The organism is Prevotella sp. P4-119, assembly GCF_002251345.1.
Taxonomy (GTDB): domain Bacteria; phylum Bacteroidota; class Bacteroidia; order Bacteroidales; family Bacteroidaceae; genus Prevotella.
In genome coordinates this window covers 120,899-138,312 of record NZ_NPJB01000030.1, presented here as the reverse complement: position 1 = coordinate 138,312, position 17,414 = coordinate 120,899, and the positions used below count along the sequence as shown (strand labels likewise).

The 17,414-nt window shown below is 48.2% G+C and carries 12 protein-coding genes; 5 read left to right on the top strand and 7 right to left on the bottom strand.

All coding sequences use genetic code 11. The features are described from left to right. From CIK89_RS04045 to CIK89_RS04035, 3 genes are read left to right on the top strand one after another with little or no spacing between them, the layout of a single operon-like run. Entirely contained in the window at positions 1 to 2,385 is a 2,385-nt protein-coding gene (locus CIK89_RS04045) for a beta-L-arabinofuranosidase domain-containing protein (protein WP_094390195.1), read from the top strand. Positions 2,386 to 2,417: 32 nt separating this feature from the next. Beyond that, positions 2,418 to 3,779, top strand: a complete 1,362-nt coding sequence (locus CIK89_RS04040; RefSeq protein ID WP_094390194.1) for a glycoside hydrolase family 43 protein — start codon at positions 2,418 to 2,420, stop codon at positions 3,777 to 3,779. A 31-nt stretch (positions 3,780 to 3,810) separates the two neighbouring features. Next, positions 3,811 to 5,754, top strand: a complete 1,944-nt coding sequence (locus CIK89_RS04035) for a glycoside hydrolase family 97 protein (RefSeq protein WP_094390152.1) — start codon at positions 3,811 to 3,813, stop codon at positions 5,752 to 5,754. Positions 5,755 to 5,883: 129 nt separating this feature from the next. Here the strand turns inward: CIK89_RS04035 and CIK89_RS04030 are convergent, their stop codons facing one another. The 7 genes from CIK89_RS04030 to CIK89_RS13295 form a co-directional block, all read right to left on the bottom strand. Further along, on the bottom strand, positions 5,884 to 6,984 hold the full coding sequence (locus CIK89_RS04030) for a YeiH family protein (RefSeq protein ID WP_094390151.1): 1,101 nt from the start codon (positions 6,982 to 6,984) through the stop codon (positions 5,884 to 5,886). A 48-nt stretch (positions 6,985 to 7,032) separates the two neighbouring features. Further along, on the bottom strand, positions 7,033 to 8,172 hold the full coding sequence (locus tag CIK89_RS04025; protein WP_094390193.1) for a S9 family peptidase: 1,140 nt from the start codon (positions 8,170 to 8,172) through the stop codon (positions 7,033 to 7,035). Positions 8,173 to 8,315: 143 nt separating this feature from the next. Further along, positions 8,316 to 9,866 (bottom strand): hypothetical protein, encoded by a 1,551-nt coding sequence (locus tag CIK89_RS04020; protein ID WP_144007339.1) that lies wholly within the window; start codon positions 9,864 to 9,866, stop codon positions 8,316 to 8,318. A gap of 3 nt (positions 9,867 to 9,869) precedes the next feature. Continuing rightward, on the bottom strand, positions 9,870 to 11,051 hold the full coding sequence (locus CIK89_RS04015; protein ID WP_094390149.1) for a DUF4249 family protein: 1,182 nt from the start codon (positions 11,049 to 11,051) through the stop codon (positions 9,870 to 9,872). A 2-nt stretch (positions 11,052 to 11,053) separates the two neighbouring features. Then, positions 11,054 to 13,930, bottom strand: coding sequence for a TonB-dependent siderophore receptor (locus tag CIK89_RS04010; protein WP_094390148.1), 2,877 nt, complete (start codon positions 13,928 to 13,930; stop codon positions 11,054 to 11,056). A 22-nt stretch (positions 13,931 to 13,952) separates the two neighbouring features. Beyond that, complete coding sequence (locus CIK89_RS04005) at positions 13,953 to 14,333, bottom strand: DUF4377 domain-containing protein (protein ID WP_094390147.1); 381 nt, start codon at positions 14,331 to 14,333, stop codon at positions 13,953 to 13,955. Between the two features lie 194 nt (positions 14,334 to 14,527). Beyond that, complete coding sequence (locus CIK89_RS13295) at positions 14,528 to 14,740, bottom strand: hypothetical protein (protein ID WP_144007338.1); 213 nt, start codon at positions 14,738 to 14,740, stop codon at positions 14,528 to 14,530. A 113-nt stretch (positions 14,741 to 14,853) separates the two neighbouring features. Between CIK89_RS13295 and CIK89_RS04000 the strand changes: the two genes are divergently transcribed. Further along, positions 14,854 to 16,029 carry a dicarboxylate/amino acid:cation symporter gene (locus tag CIK89_RS04000; protein ID WP_094390192.1) on the top strand — a complete coding sequence of 392 codons (1,176 nt, stop codon included), beginning with the start codon at positions 14,854 to 14,856 and terminating at the stop codon, positions 16,027 to 16,029. Positions 16,030 to 16,067: 38 nt separating this feature from the next. Continuing rightward, positions 16,068 to 17,405 (top strand): MATE family efflux transporter, encoded by a 1,338-nt coding sequence (locus CIK89_RS03995; RefSeq protein ID WP_094390146.1) that lies wholly within the window; start codon positions 16,068 to 16,070, stop codon positions 17,403 to 17,405. The last annotated feature ends 9 nt before the right edge of the window (positions 17,406 to 17,414 follow it).

Genomic DNA, 17,414 nt, shown 5'->3' with positions numbered 1-17,414 from the left:
ATGAAAAAACTAACTTCTTTTATTACTTTGGTAGGTTTAGCCATGTCTCTTGAAACTATGGCGCAAGACAAACTCTACCAAGATGAATTTCCATTAGGCGATATTGTCTTGCTTGATGGACCGCTGAAACATGCACGTGATTTGAATATTGCGAATCTGCTGAAATACGACTGTGACAGAATGCTTGCTCCCTATCGTAAAGAAGCAGGACTGGCACCTCGTAAACCAACCTATCCTAACTGGGATGGTCTTGATGGGCATGTGGGAGGACATTATCTCTCTGCTCTTGCTATCAATGCCGCTACAGGTAGTGAGGAATGTAAGAAACGTATGGAGTATATGATTGGCGAGTTACAGTTGTGTTTAGATGCCAACAATCGTCGCGGTGAGGATTGGAGTCGTAACTATGTGGGTGGATTTCCCAATAGTGCGAAACTATGGTCCACTTTTCGCAAGGGTGACTTCAGTGTGTATTTCGGTTCGTGGGCACCTTTCTATAATCTTCATAAGATGTTTGCCGGACTCCGCGATGCCTGGCTTTATTGTGGAAACGAACAGGCCAAGACTCTATTCTTGAAGTTTTGTGACTGGGCTGTTGATATCACGTCAGGTTTAAGTGATGAACAGATGGAGCGTATGTTGGGCAATGAACATGGAGGAATGGATGAGGTGCTGGCTGATGCTTTTGCAATAACCCATCAACAGAAGTATTTGAACTGTGCTCGTCGTTTCGCCCATAAACAGTTGTTGACACCTATGGCGCAACATCACGACTGTCTCGATAATCTGCATGCCAATACTCAGATACCAAAGGTTGTAGGTTTTCAGCGTATTGCCGAACTGGATGGCAATTTGTCTTATCATGATGCCAGCCAGTACTTTTGGGATATTGTTACCAAGCAGCGCTCGTTAGCATTGGGTGGTAATAGCCGTCGTGAACATTTCCCCACCAAAGAAACTTGCATCGATTATGTCAACGACATTGATGGCCCTGAGTCGTGCAATACATATAATATGTTGAAGTTGACCGAGTTCTTGAACCGTGCTAACCCCAATGCTGCCTATGGTGACTTCTATGAATTGGCCATGTACAATCATATTCTTTCCACCCAGCATCCTGAGCATGGAGGTTATGTATATTTTACATCGGCTCGTCCTCGTCATTATCGCAACTATTCTGTTGCTAATATGGCCATGTGGTGTTGTGTGGGAACAGGTATGGAGAATCATGGTAAGTATGGACAATTTGCATGGACTCATACCAAAGGAGCCAAGCCTGCCGACGATGCCCTTTATGTCAATCTTTTCCTTCATTCGCGGTTGAACTGGCGTGAGCGTAGTTTCGTTATCCGACAGAAAACCGCTTTCCCTTATAGTGAAACGTCGCAAATTGTAGTAGAGAAAGGCAAAGGTGTATTCACTATGAAGATTCGCAAACCTGAATGGTGCGACCGTTTTGAGGTGAGAGGAGTAGGATTTACTATTAATAGTAAGGAGGAAAATGGTTTTGTATGTATCCAACGCAAGTGGAAAAAAGGTGACCGTATTGAGATATCCATGCCCATGCATGCTAGTATCAAGGCCATGCCAAATGTGCCACAGTATGTGGCAATCATGTATGGTCCTATTCTATTAGGAATGAAGACTGGCACAGAAGATCTTGCTTCACTACTTGCCGACGATAGCCGTTTCGGTCAGTATGCTGGTGGACGTAAGCTTCCGCTTGATAAAGCACCTATCCTTTTGCCTAAAAAAGTGGAGGATATTGTTGCTGATTTGCGTCCGGTAGCAGGCAAACCCCTACATTTCAAATTGACCACCCGTATGGAGAATGCCATTGATGGCGAATTACAACCATTCTTTGAAATTCACGATTCACGCTATATGATGTATTGGTTGGCGCTTGGAGAACACGAATATAAGGCTTATATGCAAGATCTTGCCGATAAGGAACAAGCCCGTCAGGCGCTTGAGACACGCACTGTTGACAAGGTGAGTCCTGGAGAACAGCAACCAGAAACTGATCATCGCATGGATACTGATGGCAGTGAACGTGGCAATACCGAAGGAGTGTTCTTCCGTGATGCTCGTAACGGACACTCATTCAGTTATCTGATGCAGACTGGCGGTGAGTCGTCTCTGAGTTTGCAACTCACCTTCTGGGGACAGGATGAATGGCGTACCAGCGAGTTTGATATCTATGTTGATGACCAACTTCTCTGTAGTGTAAACAACAGCCATCGTTGGCGTACTAGCCAGTTTAAGACGGTTGACTATGCCATCCCCTCTGCTATGTTGCAAGGAAAGAATGAGATTCGTATTCGCTTTGTGGCGCATAAAGACCGTCAGATTGGACAGATTTATGGTGTCCGACTGTTAAAATAATACGAGACAATAACTATAAATTGAAGAACATGATGAAACATCTTTTGTTGACAGCCTTACTGTCTGGTATGTCTGGAGTGTCTTTGTGGGCACAATCCATCAATATGCCAATCATCCAGACCAAATATACGGCAGACCCTGCACCGTATGTTCATGGTGATACCGTTTATCTATACACCACCCACGATGAAGATTATTCAGAGGGATTTATGATGAAAGACTGGTTGCTCTATACCTCTACCGATATGGTTAATTGGCAAGATCATGGTGTTGTAGCATCGTTGAAAGATTTTCCTTGGTATAAGGGGGACAATGGTGCATGGGCCGAATGTGTGGTAGAACGCAATGGCAAATGGTATATGTACTGTCCCATTCATGGACATGGTATCGGTGTACTTGTGTCCGATTCACCCTATGGACCATTTAAAGATCCATTGGGTCATCCTCTGGTTTGGCGTCAGGAACATTGGTACGACATTGATCCGTCGGTTTATATCGACGATGACGGACAGGCTTATATGTATTGGGGCAATCCCTATACCTATTGTGTGAAACTCAAAGAGGACATGATTTCCATCGATGGTGATATTATGACTATGGATCGTATTGATGATTACCAAGAAGGACCGTGGTTTTGGGCAAGAAAGAATGATAAGGGAGAGAAATGGTATTATCTCGCTTTTGCTTCTACCTGTTGCCCTGAAGGTATCGGCTATGCCATGAGTAAATCGCCCACTGGACCTTGGAAACATATGGGACATATTATGGATCATACTCCACGTACACGTGGCAATCATCCAGGTATTATCGACTATAAAGGCAAGTCGTATTGTTTTGGTCTGACGTATGACCTATTCCGCCTTGAGAGTTCTCGACATGCTGAGCGCCGTTCTGTATCGGCAGCCGAGATGACCTATAATGCCGACGGTACTATCAAGGAACTGCCTTATTTCCAAGATTGTAAGTTGAAACAGATAGGCACCTTTAATCCTTATCGTCGTGTTGAGGCTGAAACCATGGCGTGGGGCTATGGATTGAAAACTACACGTGAGAATCCTTCAGGACCATGGAATGAGACGCTTTTCGTTACCGATATCGACGATGGCGAGTATATCCTCGTGCGCGGTATTGATTTCGGCAAGAAGGGTGCCCTCAAGTTTCATGCTTCTTGCTCGTCGCAGTTGTATGGTGGCAGAATGGAAATTCGTCTCGATGCAGTAGATGGTTCATTGGCAGGAGCCATAGATATTCCCAATACCAAGTTTAAGTATCGGGAGTTTATCACTGATGTGACTCAGTGTAATGGTGTACGCGATGTCTATTTCGTATTTAAGAGCACATCCATTCAGAAGAAAAATCTCTTTAACTTTGACTGGTGGAAGTTCGATAAATAACAATTCATATCATTAAAACTAATTAAAAACAATGAAACAGTATATTTTGGGCATGATGGCATTTTCGCTCATTGCCCTTTCAGCACAAGCAGAAGAAAAGCAGTTGACCAGTCCTGATGGACGTTTGGTTGTTACCGTATCCGATAAACAAGGCTGTCCCAGTTATCAAATTAACTATGATGGCAAGGTGTTTTTACAACCATCGGCACTTGGTCTCAATACCAATGTTGGTGATTATACTCATGGTCTGACTATGACTAATGCTTCTGATGTGACAACCATCAAGGAGAGTTATTCGCTGTCTCGCATCAAAAAAAGCAAAGTCGATGTTGATGCCCATCGCCAGGTTTTTACCTTCTCAAAAAACGAAAAGGCCGTATTTGATGTAGAGTTCCATGTGGGAAACAACGATGTAGCTTTTCGCTACTTGTTGCAAAGCCATGGCGACACTCGTTGCTGTGTGATTAAACAAGAAGCTACTTCGTTTGCTATGCCACAAGGAGCTACATCGTTTCTCTGTCCGCAGATGGCTCCAATGACAGGTTTTGCGCGTACTGCTCCCAGCTATGAAACCAACTATGATCTTGATGTTCCTGTAGGCACTCGACTGAGCAAAACGGGATATACCTTTCCTTGTCTGTTTCGCAATGGCAATGACGGATGGTTGCTTATCTCAGAGACTGGCACCGATGGCGACTATTGTGCTTGTCGCTTGATGGGGCATGACGATGGCTCCTATCAGATAGGATTTCCACAGGAGGGCGAGATGAACGGTCTCGGCTCTACCTTTGCTGGTATCACCTTGCCGGGCAAAACACCTTGGCGCACCATCACTTTGGGTAGCACACTGGCTCCCATTGTCGAGACAACTATCCCCTTCGATGTTGTTGAAGAGAAATATCCCGCATCAAAAACCTATGAAGGCAGCAAGGGATCATGGTCATGGATTATCCGTATGGACAATTCTTGCAACTACGATGAGCAGAAAGAATATATCGATTTCTCTGCTGCGATGGGATGGCAGACGGTATTGGTAGATGCCCATTGGGACAGCCAGATCGGTTATGAGAAGATTGAAGATCTGGCGCGCTACGGCAAAACAAAGGGTGTCGACCTCTTCTTGTGGTACAACTCTAATGGTTATTGGAACGATGCACCACAAGGGCCTCATGGAAAAATGGCTAAATCAGGCATTCGTCGCAAGGAGATGGCATGGATGCAGAAGATTGGCATTCGTGGAATCAAAGTCGATTTCTTCGGTGGCGATAAGCAGGAGATGATGCAACTCTATGAAGATATCTTGACCGATGCCAACGATTTCGGCATTGAGTGTATCTTCCACGGCTGCACCTTGCCCCGTGGTTGGGAACGCATGTATCCTAACTTTGTGGCTGCTGAAGCGGTGTTGGCAAGTGAGAATCTCCACTTCTCGCAGTATATGTGTGACAATGAGGCTCGCAATGCGACCCTCCATCCCTTCCTCCGCAACGCGGTAGGTTCTATGGATTTTGGTGGCAGCGCCCTCAACAAGTTCTATGGCGCCGACAACAAACATGGTACGAAACGCCGTACATCTGATGTGTTTGCCCTTGCTACAGCGGTGCTCTTTCAGAGTGCGGTGCAACATTTTGCCCTTGCTCCCAACAATATGACCGATGCTCCAGCATGGGCGGTGGAGTTTATGAAGAATGTGCCTACCACATGGGACGATGTGAAATTCATAGCGGGCTACCCTGGAAAATATATCGTCGTGGCTCGGCGCTGTGGAGACAGATGGATGGTGGCTGGCATCAATGCGCAACGTGAACCGCTGAAACTCAAACTTGCCGTGCCGATGTTTGCCGCAGGATCAGCGCTTAAGGTCTATGCCGACAATGCAGCTCTTGAAGGCGCGGTGAAGACGGTGAAGCTGTCGAAGAAGCAACTGCTTGATGTTACCATTCCGTGTAATGGTGGACTGGTGGTGTGCGAATAATCATTCTACTGTAGCAAATATCCCCAACGGGATGGGCGATGACACGATGTAAGTCGCCTTTTCCCTTTGGGGATATTTTGTTGTATAAGTATTGAACTGTGTGGCAAAGCTAGTGCTCTGACACCGATTTTATACTGTGCAGATATACGCCAGACTGATGAGGCTGATACTCACCCATAGCAGTACACCCTGCAGAAGTGGACGTAGGCCGACAGCACGGAGTGTGTCTCTGGTGAGCGAGGCACCGATGAAGAAGAGCGACAGCGTAATCGCATGTTTGGCAAGCAGGTTGATGGTGGTGCCTATACGACTGCCGACGGTCGAGGCAGCATCGCCCAGGAGCGACGGGTTGGCGAGCACGTAGGTATTGAGCACAATGGCTACGATGAACCAGATGATGAAGGTGGGAATGTTGCGATACCAGGGTTTGCTGGCGGTTACCGACGCCATGGTGGAGCGGAAGAAGAAGGGGGTGACCAGCGTCAGTATGACGATCCACAGGGCGCGGGTCAGCTTTACGGTAGTTGCCACTTCGAGGGCGCTGACGCCCTGTGATGCCAGCCAGTCGGGGTGCATCTGGTCGTAGGCAGCACCTGCACCTACCACAGACGATGTGTCGTGGATGGCAATAGCTGCCCACATGCCAAACTGCTTCATCGTCATGCCCAAGGCATCGCCGAAGTAGGGGAAGATGAAGAGGGCTATGCCGTTGAGTACGAATACTACGCCGAGCGCCACCGACATGCTCTCGGCTTTGGCTTTCAGCACTGATCCTACTGCTGCGATGGCTGAACCGCCACAAATGGCTGTGCCCGAACTGATCAGATAACTTGTCTGTGCATCCACTTTCAGCAGGTGTCTGCCAAAGAGCCAACCCAATGCCAGGGTGCCGAAGACGCTGACGATGGTGAATGCCATGCCTTCTGCTCCTGAGGCTAAGGCTTGGTTGACGTTCATGCCGAAACCTAATCCTATGACGGAATACTGCAGAAGCTTCTTCGACATGGTTTTGTTGAATTCGGGGAATGCCTTGCCGAACAGCAGGGCAAAGGCGATGCCGAGTGCCAAGGCTACTGGTGACGATACCCATCGGGTGATCCATTGCATCGATGCCAACGACCATCCTGTTGCTTCGCAGATGAAGCCTATCAGCAGTGATGCGGCTATGATGCCTACTATTAGGATGTAGCAGATCTCGCTGCTATTCCATTGTGGTGTGTTATGTTTCATAATCGTGATATGTGTGTGGTATATTGATTGGATTATCCTGTTACGGGGCTATTTCTTGAGGGTGGTGTCGAAAAATGTCAAGGTGCGCTCTTGCACCGGTATGCCGCAGGAGTGGGGTATGTCCCATAGCTCGGTGACGAGATTGCTGTCAGCATGTTGGCTTTTCCAAACGCGGTGCATCTCGTCGAATGCCTGCTCTACACCCGGTAGGGGAAAGAGATGATCCTTTCTGCCGTTGATGAACAGCATGGCTTTGGGACATGCCAACGATGCGATATGCGGATAGTCGAGATATTGGCGCAGGGCGGGGATGCAGTTGGCAAAGCCGCCATATTCGCGGCGGCCGTAGCGCTTGGTGAGTTGGGCATCGGTATTGATCATCCAACAGATGGAAGCACCCGCTTTGATATGGTCGTTCAGGGCAGAGAGCATCCAGGCACGGTAGCCACCCATGGAGCATCCGACACAGCCTATGCGTTCGGCATCGACACAGGGCAGTTGCGCCAGGAAGTCTGTGGCTGCCAGGTCGTCGTAGGTCATAAAGGCTGACAGGTCGCGTCCGAGCATCATCATATTGCCGGCAATGATGTCGTAGCGGTTGCGATCCACACCTTCTCGTCTGCCGCGCTCGCCCCACATCGGTGCATCCATGGAGAATACCACATAGCCGTGGCGAGCGAGATAGTCGCCCATGTATTGACCATCGTAGAGCTGTTTTGCCCAGGTATCGGCATCGTCGGTAACCTCTCGTGTGACCATGAAGGGACGTATCATCTTCTCCTTGCCGATAAAGAGGTGGCCGCCATGGTCGTGTAGTGCATTGATGGCAGGAAACGGGCCTTTGCCATTTGGGATAAGCAGATAGGCGGTGATGCGTGAATAGGCGTTGATATTGAAAGCAATCTTCTGTGCACGATAGCCATCGCGCTGCTCTTCACCTAATACCTCCATGTTCCATGCCGTTGCCCTGCGCGGTGGAGTCATCATGCACTGGAAAACAGTTTGTCGGGCTGCCTTCTTCCACTTTTTGAAATTGCGTATGGGACTGTTGCCCCATGCCATGGGGTAGGTAAGTTCTTGTTTCAGTTGTTCTACATAGCGTGGTATGTCGTTGTCGAACTCATAGTTTTCGCGCTGTTGGATGTGGGCTTGCTGTTTTGACTGCTGAGCTGCGGCAGTCTGCCACATGGTGTTGAGTGCAGGAAACATCAGCATGATGATGCATCCGATGATTTGTTTTGTCTTGTATGTCATAGTAGTGAAGTGTGGGGCAAAGGTACTTTATTTCTGCCACACTACCAAACATTTTCTGCCAAAACCGTCGGTCGAAGCTATTTCACCACCTTGATAGCATACGCTGTGCGAAGGATATGGCCTGTTGGGTCTTTCCCCTGAACGGTCATCTGGTATAGACCTTCTGCAGATGGCATGGTAATTGTCAGGGTTTTCGCTTTGACCATAGGATACCACGTCGTCGTCTGGTATTTTGATGCTAATCCGTTCGCAGGGGTTGGATGGTCTTGAGGGAAGGCGTAAGACATGAGTTGTTCGCCATCTTTCAACTTATAATTAGCCAATCGCCCTTTGCGGGTGATAAACGAGATGACACCGCAACAGCTGCTGCTGCCGAAATGGAATGTTCGGGAGTAAATCTGAACATACTTGATGAGGTGTGCGTCGTAGTTTAACAGATCGTCTGCATCGTAGATAGGCATTCCGTCGAGTAAGATCAATGCCGGCATCTTGGCATAGCTTCTCGTTTCTGGATTGTACGTATATAGGAGACTGACACCATGCTGTTTCTCCTTTCTTATTCCTTTTATAAATTCAAGGAGCATTTCTCGCACATCTTTCATCTGGGTGTATTCGTCCAGATCATAGAAATAGTCGGGTGTGGCAGACATCAACCTGATGGAGTGAACCAACGAGGTGGCAGGGGCGTTCGCATCGCTTGATGCTTGTTGACGGGCGATAGCGGCACGCTCTCGCAATGCTTTCTCCTGACAATAGACCGTGAGTTTCGGCAGACGCTTGGGTAGCATCGATTGATAGGGAGATACCAATTCCATCGGGATGGATCGGCCTAAGCTGTCGTAGGCAGTGACCAATACGGGTTGGTTGCCACTGATGCCCGATGTAAAGTAGAGGTAAGAACCGTCTGGCTGGCGCTTGCCGTCATATAGCAGGGCGGTCTTGCCTATCAGCGACAGACGGGTTGTCATGACCTTGGCAGAAGTGCCCGATGCCACTCTCGCTCTGACAATATGTCCCTCTATTTCCGGACAATACGCTGTCATGCCTCCTTCGGTCGTAGGTTGGACCGATGGCTTGCAGACAGAGAGGTTGGCAGATATTCCTCCTTTCGTGATAGATACGCAGCAACCCGATGCATCGGTTTCCGGCAAGGGAATACATACCGTATCGCCTGCTTTGTATCGGAACAGAGCATGGGAAGTCTGACAACTGTCTGACGGGATGATGGTGATGTCGTCCAGCCGTGAGAGTCTATCTGCATTGATTACACCGATGATGGAACGGCAGATGGCATCTGAGCCGAGTAGTTGCGAGACGCGTGTGTAGGCTGACAGTTGGTAGCAACCGCTGTGCATAGTGGTGGGTAGGGGAATCTCTGCCCAACCATGTCCATCTCTTAAGGCAACCATACATTGAGCATACATGCTGAGTGTATCGGAAATCTCTACGTAAGCCACACGACTGGCAGAGGGTTTGCCGTCAATGCTGGCATCAACACGCACGCAAAGCCGTTCTCCGACCAGATAACAGTCTTTGTCGGTATAGGCAGATACTACTTCCACCTTTGACTGAGCGAAAGCAGAACATCCTATCAGTAAGGATAGTATAAGAGCTAAATGTCTAATCATAAACTATTGTTTGTTTTGCCAGAAATCGGGGCGGTCTATGGCGTCTCCACCCCAATACTTATCACGATAATCTACACACCAGGTAAAGGTCCACATGGTGTCGCCGGTGTTGGGAGTGTGGGTATAGACACTATACCCCCTGTTCACCAATGCAGAGGGCGATAGCCCATCCTGTGGAAATGTCTGAGGATTGTTTTGGCTCTTATAGCCGACATCCGAACCGTTGATATACATCTCCTTCATACTCGTGTGGCCTCTTACTCCGATATATCCGATGGCTTTCCGCTCACCGACAGACTTGATGTTGGTGGGGAGTTCGGAGGGCATGGGAGTGAACAAACCTCCCATATTGTATGTTTGATTGAGCATCAACCGGCGGTATTCATATTCCTGACGGGTGATAGCCATCTGTTTGATGCGTGTGCAACAGCGTGTTTGCAACCGATGGTCACTAATAGTGCGTGTGTAGATACTGCGCTTGGTGATGGCTCCACAGCCATAATCCTCATTGGTGGCGAAATTGGCAAGTGCTATGGCGTGACGCCAACCGTGGTTGGTATATGCTTCGGGAGAAATCTTCTCAAATGTGCCGTTTTGACCATCCGAGTCGCCTTCGTTCTGTCCCATACAATATTTCCATTGTGTGGTAAGCGGTGTGTAAATCTCATAATAGTCATCTACCTGCCATAAGAGATATACCAGTGCATGGGGATCAGCGGTTGTGACCATTACATTGATCGACTTATTGACCTCTGACTGTTCGTAACAGATATCGGTGAGCTCAGGAGCGTCAAGCGGTTGCATGGGTTCGCTGGCGAAATTTCCGTATGGGGTTGATACCTCAACGTAATACTTCTGGTCTGACGACAGCTTACCGACATTTACGATGAAGCGTCCAGTGAAATTGCCGACTCCGTGTCCTTCAAAGACCTGTCCGTCTGTGCCTTTTACAACAACTGTTGCATCGTCTATATTGGAATAAATCTCCTCCAGTTCGCCAGTAGGTCTTGCTGTGCTATGCAGTGAGAACACACACTCGCTCTCGCTCACAATCTGCCCAAAGATGACGACCATGGGTTCTGTCTCGGAGTCGGGTATCTCGTAGTCGTAGGTGCATGCCACGGTTGTCAGCAGTGTCATGCAAAAGATGAAGGCGCGTTTTATGTGATGGATATCATGTAGCATGGTTAGAACTTGATGTTGTAGTTAATATATGGAATAGGTGCACCGAATACGGACAACTTGTAACCTCGAACATTATTCCCGTCACCCTCAAAGTAGATGGAGTAGGCATTACGACGTCCAAGCAGGTTGTAAACACCAATGGTAAACCAACTGTGTGTGGATGCGGTCAGGTGATGGCTTGGCTCGATATTGAAAGACCAGTCAAGTCGGAAATAGTCTGGCATGCGCAGTTTGTTACGGTCGGAATAGACAGGCACCGAGTAATCGCCCGTTGTCTCCGAGGGCATGATGCCGATGGGAGCTGTATAGGGTCTGCCGGTGCTGTATTCTGCATTGAGCGATGTGCTATATCTGCGTGTGAATTTATAGTTGCAGACCAACTTCAGATTATGGGGACTGTCATAGTCTGCCGCAAACCATCGGCCTTGGTTGATCGGCGTTTGCCCCATAGCGTTCTTTTGCTTCAGTTCAGTGCGTGAATAGGTATAGTTCAACCATCCGTTCAGCTTGCCATAGAACTTGCGAATCTGTAGTTCGATGCCGTAGGCACGTCCGCTTGTTCCCACCACATCTTCGTATAGATGATCATTCATGACGAGGATGGCAGCATTGCGGTAGGTCAGATAGTCTTTCATCCCTTTGTAGTAGGCTTCAGCCGAAAATTCATAGCAGCCTTTGCCAAACTGCAGGTAGTAGCCGGTTGTTGCTTGCCAGCCCGACTGTGGCTTTACCTTAGCGTTGCTGAGCATCCAGATGTCTGTTGGCGACATGATGACGGTATTGGAAACCTTATGGATAAACTGGTGCAGGGTGTTGAATCCTGCTTTGACAGATGCGTTGTCGTTGAGTTTATAGTTGGCAGAAAGGCGGATGTCGGGACGCAGATAGAAGGTCTCTAATCCTTCTTTGAAAGATTTGAACAGGTTCAGCCGGACGCCTCCAACGATATTCAGCGCTGGCGACAAAGTCCAGGTGTCTTCCATCCACAAGGCGCTCTCTACGGCATGGTCGGTATTGAGTTTCCGTCCCACAATGTACGAGTTCTCTCCCCAAGGCTGATAACTGCCGGGCATAATCCGATAGTACTGTCCCTGTATGCCCATATTCAACTGGTGGTCTTTATGGAGTGCATAGTTGGCGTTGCCCTTTACAAAATAGTTGTTCAGGTTGAACGAGAGCGTTGCGGCAGATGTGGGATATTCGGAGTCTCTGTTGGCATAGTCATAATGGTCATAACCTGCGATGAGCGTCGTAGAGAGTCGGTCGCCATAGCGACTGCGCAGCTCTGCCGATAGGTTCGTGTTGCTATAGTTATATTTCTTCTCTTTGGTGAGCGAGAAGCGATCGCGGCTGTAATAACCATTGATGAGTAGTGTATGGTTGCTCGACAAGAGGGTGTTCAGTGTGCCACCCACATCCCAATAGCCGGCTTTGCCATCGCGGTATCCGTAGGTGTTGCCTCCTTCGTTCCACGAATCTGAATCGTGGTTCTTCTTGTTGATTAGTTTGAGCATCCAGTCAGAATAGGTGGCACGACCGCCTAACAGTAGCGACATGCGGTCTTTCACGATAGGTATTTCAACTGCTGCTCTTGATGTCACAAGACCGATACTGGCTGATCCATGGAAGCTGTTGCGATCGGGAGTCTTCCCTTTTATATTCATGACCGACGACAGACGACCGCCATACTGACTGGGGATGCCTCCCTTGTACAGATCGGTCTCACCCACCAAATCGGGATCTATGACCGAGAAGAGTCCGAACATGTGCATCGGGTTGAATATGGTGTTGCCGTTGTAGAGTATCTGGGTGTGCTCCGTAGCACCGCCGCGCACATTGATTCCGCTGCCAGCCTCGCCTGTTGAGGCAACTCCCGGCAACTTCAATGCTAGTTTCAAGACGTCAGTTTCTCCCATGACTAATGGGACATTGCGAAGTAGCGAGGGGTGGAACGACTCTACACCGCTATACTGTTGCGACTGCTTCTTGCGCATGCCTAACACCTCTACCTCTTTGAGCATTTCGTATTCTCGCTGGGTATTAAGAGGTGTGATGCCTGCGGTTCCCGGCTTTATCTGTTTCTCATCGCTGTAATTCAAACGGTGGGTGCTGCCCGAAGCGTATGCCTGAAAGACTGGCACCGCTGCTGCATCAGCCATACTGATGGACATGCTGTCCCATGGCGCTGTAGGATTTACCGAGACGGTATAGGTCGTATCTTCGGGGTGCGCCTTGGGTTCACGGCTTGCCATCAGGCCATCCAAAAACTCCGTACAGCTCTTCAGACTTTCCAGTCTGACGCTCTGCCAGAATCCTATATTGTGTTTGCGCTTATACTGTCGCAACTCATTGCGGTATGCCGGTACTGCCCGGCGCAGCGATTTATACCCTTTTACCTCGTGTAAGGATCCGTCTGCCAATCGCAGGTAATATCTGTCAATGGTCTTTATCTGATGATAGGAACGCCGATCGATTTCTACATCACCATAGTTTTGCTTGGTTTTGTTGAGCAATAGCGAAGCATGACTGCCCTGATACACAACCTGCATGAACCATTCATGCTCTCTTTCAAAGTGGTTGCCATCAAGTTCAAACCATTTGATTTTGTCCTGATTAGGAACTATAGAGAGTTTGCTGTCTGGTGCAACAACAGCAAGTTGGTTGTCCATGATATTGTAGCGCATAGGTACAAAGGTATAGACATTACCATCATAGCAGATGTTTCCTAGTTGAAATGAGTCACTATTCCAGTAAGGATGGGTAGTCCAGGTCGCATGTGAAATCGAAGTTTCAACCTGCCCCTGATAGAGAGCCGCGCAATCGCCAGCGGCTCCCATATAGGCAGAAATGATAAAGGTTGCCAGTGTATCACAGACCATGGTGCTGTTCTTTTATGAGTGACTATTTGTTTCTTATCGATTCCGATGGTATCTTTTCGAGTATCTTTTGCAGCTGATAGCTGGTTGAAGATCCACCGTCATAGCCATCGTAGTTATGGTCAATCTTCTTGATTATTTGTAATTTAGTGTAATAACCTTCCTCAAACGAAAAACCTTTAATACGATCTTGAGGCCACTTGTTCCAATTCTTTTTGCCTTCCTCTCTTACCCACATGCCAGGTTCCTCTTTTGTAACGATGTCGTAAAAAATAACAGGTTCTGAGTCTATTTCTACTATCATATTAACGACCTCTATCTTGTCGTCATCACTACATGACGATATGGCAAAGGTAAAGAGGGCAAGTAGAATACTTGTGATAAAATAAAAATGAGTTCTTTTCATAATTGTAATGTGTTAGTGAGTGATATGTTTTTGGTTATTGTATTTAAGTTTATTTTGTGGCTACAAATTTAAGATAATTATTGATAGGTTTGTCAAATAGACTGGAAAACTTTTGTTTTTTTACACTATTTATACTAACACTGCGATATATGGCTTAATATTATACTATTTTAACGGTTTCTCGGGGTAAACTGTTAGAAAATGGTAATAAGTCTGTAATTTTGTCTTGGATAGACAGATGAATTATGATACACAATAGATGCTGACAGCGGCCAATGATGTTGCATGACTATTGTGATAACGTTGGTGTAGAGATGAATGGTGCAGTATGATGGTGATGCATGAGACAAAGCCACACGCTGCCAGCCACACCACAGCACAGCAACGTCATGGTCCGTCAAAGTCATAGATCTACGGAGATTATTAACCATTTCTTTGGCAGTTTCAATAAGTTTGCGTATTTTTGCAAGAATAACACAGATAACCTCATGACAGATATATGACCTTTAGCTTTTCGACTATGAAAAAGATGAAGATTGGATTGCTGCCACGGATATTGATAGCCATGGCACTGGGTATTGCTGGCGGTATGGTGTCGCCAGAAATGCCAGTACGCGTTTTTGTGACTTTCAATGGCTTGTTTAGCGAGTTTTTGGGATTCCTCATTCCCCTGATCATTGTGGGACTGGTGACACCTGCCATTGCCGATATCGGACGGGAGGCTGGTCGCTTGCTGGTGGTCACGGCATTGCTCGCCTATGGCGCAACGGTATGTTCCGGACTGTTATCGTATGGCGTTAGCGAGGCGGTATTCCCTTCGCTCATCTCCGATCAGATAGAATGGACATCGATCAACGAGGCGAAACAGCAGGAACCTTATTTCACCGTGAGCATCACACCGCCGATGGCTGTGATGACCTCATTGGTCATGGCGTTTACACTCGGCTTGGGCATAGCCTATCAGGGCACGGCAACGCTGAAGAATGTTTTCACCGAATTCAGACAGATTATCACCAAGACCATACAGGTGGTGGTATTGCCGCTGCTACCTATTTATATATTCGGCATATTCTTCAACATGACCCATTCGGGCGAAGTGTTCCGGGTGCTGTCAGTCTTTGTGAAGATTATCGGCGTGATATTCGTGATGCACGTCGTATTGCTGCTCTTGCAATATGCCGTAGCAGGACTGCTGACCCATAGGAATCCGTTGCGGCTGCTGATGCGCATGATGCCTGCCTATTTTACCGCACTCGGCACACAATCGTCGGCAGCAACCATTCCTGTGACACTCCGGCAGACCATAGCCAATGGGGTGGGTGAGGGTATTGCCGGCTTTGTGGTGCCCCTTTGTGCCACGATACATTTGTCGGGTAGCACATTGAAGATTGTGGCATGTGCCATGGCGCTGATGATGATGCAGCATATAGACTACGACATGCAAGGCATGATAGGATTCATACTGATGCTGGGCATTACGATGGTTGCCGCACCGGGTGTGCCGGGTGGAGCCATTATGGCAGCATTGGGCATCCTACAGTCTATGCTGGGATTCGACCAGCAGTCGTTGGCACTGATGATAGCCCTTTATATCGCTATGGATAGTTTCGGCACTGCCTGCAATGTGACGGGCGACGGTGCCTTGGCGCTGATTATCGACCGATGGTTTGGCAGAAAAGTCGCTGTGACGGGTTGATAGCAACCGCATGACTTTAATTTGGATAACAAATACACATGATACACTACAATTTCAAACGTGACGTCAACCACCTCGTGGGACCCATTCTGCTGGAAACCCTACTGACTTTTCTCTTGGGAGGCGTCGATACTTTCATGCTCAGCCAGTATAGCGATGCGGCTGTAGCAGCAGTAGGAGTAGATAACCAGATACTCTCGTTGGTGTTTCTGCTCTTCACTATTATCAATGCCGGCACTTCTGTGCTGTGTGCACAGTATCTCGGAGCAGGACGCGAAGAGAAGTTTATCAGAGTTGGCATAGTGGCTTTGGCACTCAATCTGGTGGTGGGAATAGCTGTCAGCCTGACGCTGTTTCTCGGTGCCGACTCGATATTGACACTCATGGGACTGCGTCCCGAACTGATGGTGTATGGTCGCCCGTATATGCAGATAGTGGGCGGAATGGCTTTCACACAGGCGATTTCCACCACGGTGAGCACCATTCTGCGATCTGCCAAGATGCCCGTTCCGCCAATGATGGTGGTGGGGGTGGTCAATGTGCTCAACATCATGGGCAACTATATATTGATATTCGGTAAGTTTGGCATGCCCGAAATGGGTGCCGAGGGTGCTGCCATCTCTACAAGCATATCGCGAGTAGTGGCTATGGTGTTGTTGGTGGTCATACTGCGTTGGCGCTTGTTTACCTATGTGCCTCAAAAACTCTTTGCTCATTTCCCCACACACGAGTTGCGCAATCTGCTGAAGATTGGCATGCCATCGGCTGGCGAAAACATATCCTACAACCTGCAGCAGCTCACCTTGCTGTATTTCATCAATATGCTGGGCAATGACGAACTGACTGCCCGCACCTATATTGTCAATGTGGTGATGTTTGTCTATATGTATGCCATCTGCATTGCCCAGGCAAGCAGCATCATGGTGGGACATCTGACAGGATTGGGAAAAACACAGGCGGCATACCAAGTTGGACGCTTCTCCTGGCGTAGGGGAGCACTCGTCACACTGTCGTTCTCGGTGCTCTGTGCACTCTGCGGACCGTTTATTGCCGACTGTCTGACCGACAATCCCACTATCGCCAAACTGGTATGTACCTGCTTCTGGGTCGATGTGCTGCTCGAAGTGGGTAAGTGTGTCAACATCTGGGCGACCAATACGCTGAGGGCTACTGGCGACATCCTCTATCCCTTCTACCTCGGTCTTGTGGTGCAATGGGCTGTGGGGGTGCTGTTCGGATATCTGCTGGGCATCACGCTTGGCTTCGGACTGGTGGGCATGTGGTTTGCCTTTGTGCTCGACGAGAATATCCGCGGCATACTGTTTGTCAGACGATGGAATGCCTTTAAATGGGCAAACAAGTCGTTTGTGAATTGAAGAACTAAA

Bases quoted from the DNA above. Each gene is read 5' to 3' on its own strand.
- CIK89_RS04045 (WP_094390195.1), top strand. From the start codon at position 1: ATGAAAAAACTAACTTCTTTTATTACTTTGGTAGGTTTAGCCATGTCT.
- CIK89_RS04040 (WP_094390194.1), top strand. From the start codon at position 2,418: ATGAAACATCTTTTGTTGACAGCCTTACTGTCTGGTATGTCTGGAGTG.
- CIK89_RS04035 (WP_094390152.1), top strand. From the start codon at position 3,811: ATGAAACAGTATATTTTGGGCATGATGGCATTTTCGCTCATTGCCCTT.
- CIK89_RS04030 (WP_094390151.1), bottom strand. From the start codon at position 6,984: ATGAAACATAACACACCACAATGGAATAGCAGCGAGATCTGCTACATC.
- CIK89_RS04025 (WP_094390193.1), bottom strand. From the start codon at position 8,172: ATGTGGCAGACTGCCGCAGCTCAGCAGTCAAAACAGCAAGCCCACATC.
- CIK89_RS04020 (WP_144007339.1), bottom strand. From the start codon at position 9,866: ATGATTAGACATTTAGCTCTTATACTATCCTTACTGATAGGATGTTCT.
- CIK89_RS04015 (WP_094390149.1), bottom strand. From the start codon at position 11,051: ATGCTACATGATATCCATCACATAAAACGCGCCTTCATCTTTTGCATG.
- CIK89_RS04010 (WP_094390148.1), bottom strand. From the start codon at position 13,930: ATGGTCTGTGATACACTGGCAACCTTTATCATTTCTGCCTATATGGGA.
- CIK89_RS04005 (WP_094390147.1), bottom strand. From the start codon at position 14,333: ATGAAAAGAACTCATTTTTATTTTATCACAAGTATTCTACTTGCCCTC.
- CIK89_RS13295 (WP_144007338.1), bottom strand. From the start codon at position 14,740: ATGACTTTGACGGACCATGACGTTGCTGTGCTGTGGTGTGGCTGGCAG.
- CIK89_RS04000 (WP_094390192.1), top strand. From the start codon at position 14,854: ATGAAAAAGATGAAGATTGGATTGCTGCCACGGATATTGATAGCCATG.
- CIK89_RS03995 (WP_094390146.1), top strand. From the start codon at position 16,068: ATGATACACTACAATTTCAAACGTGACGTCAACCACCTCGTGGGACCC.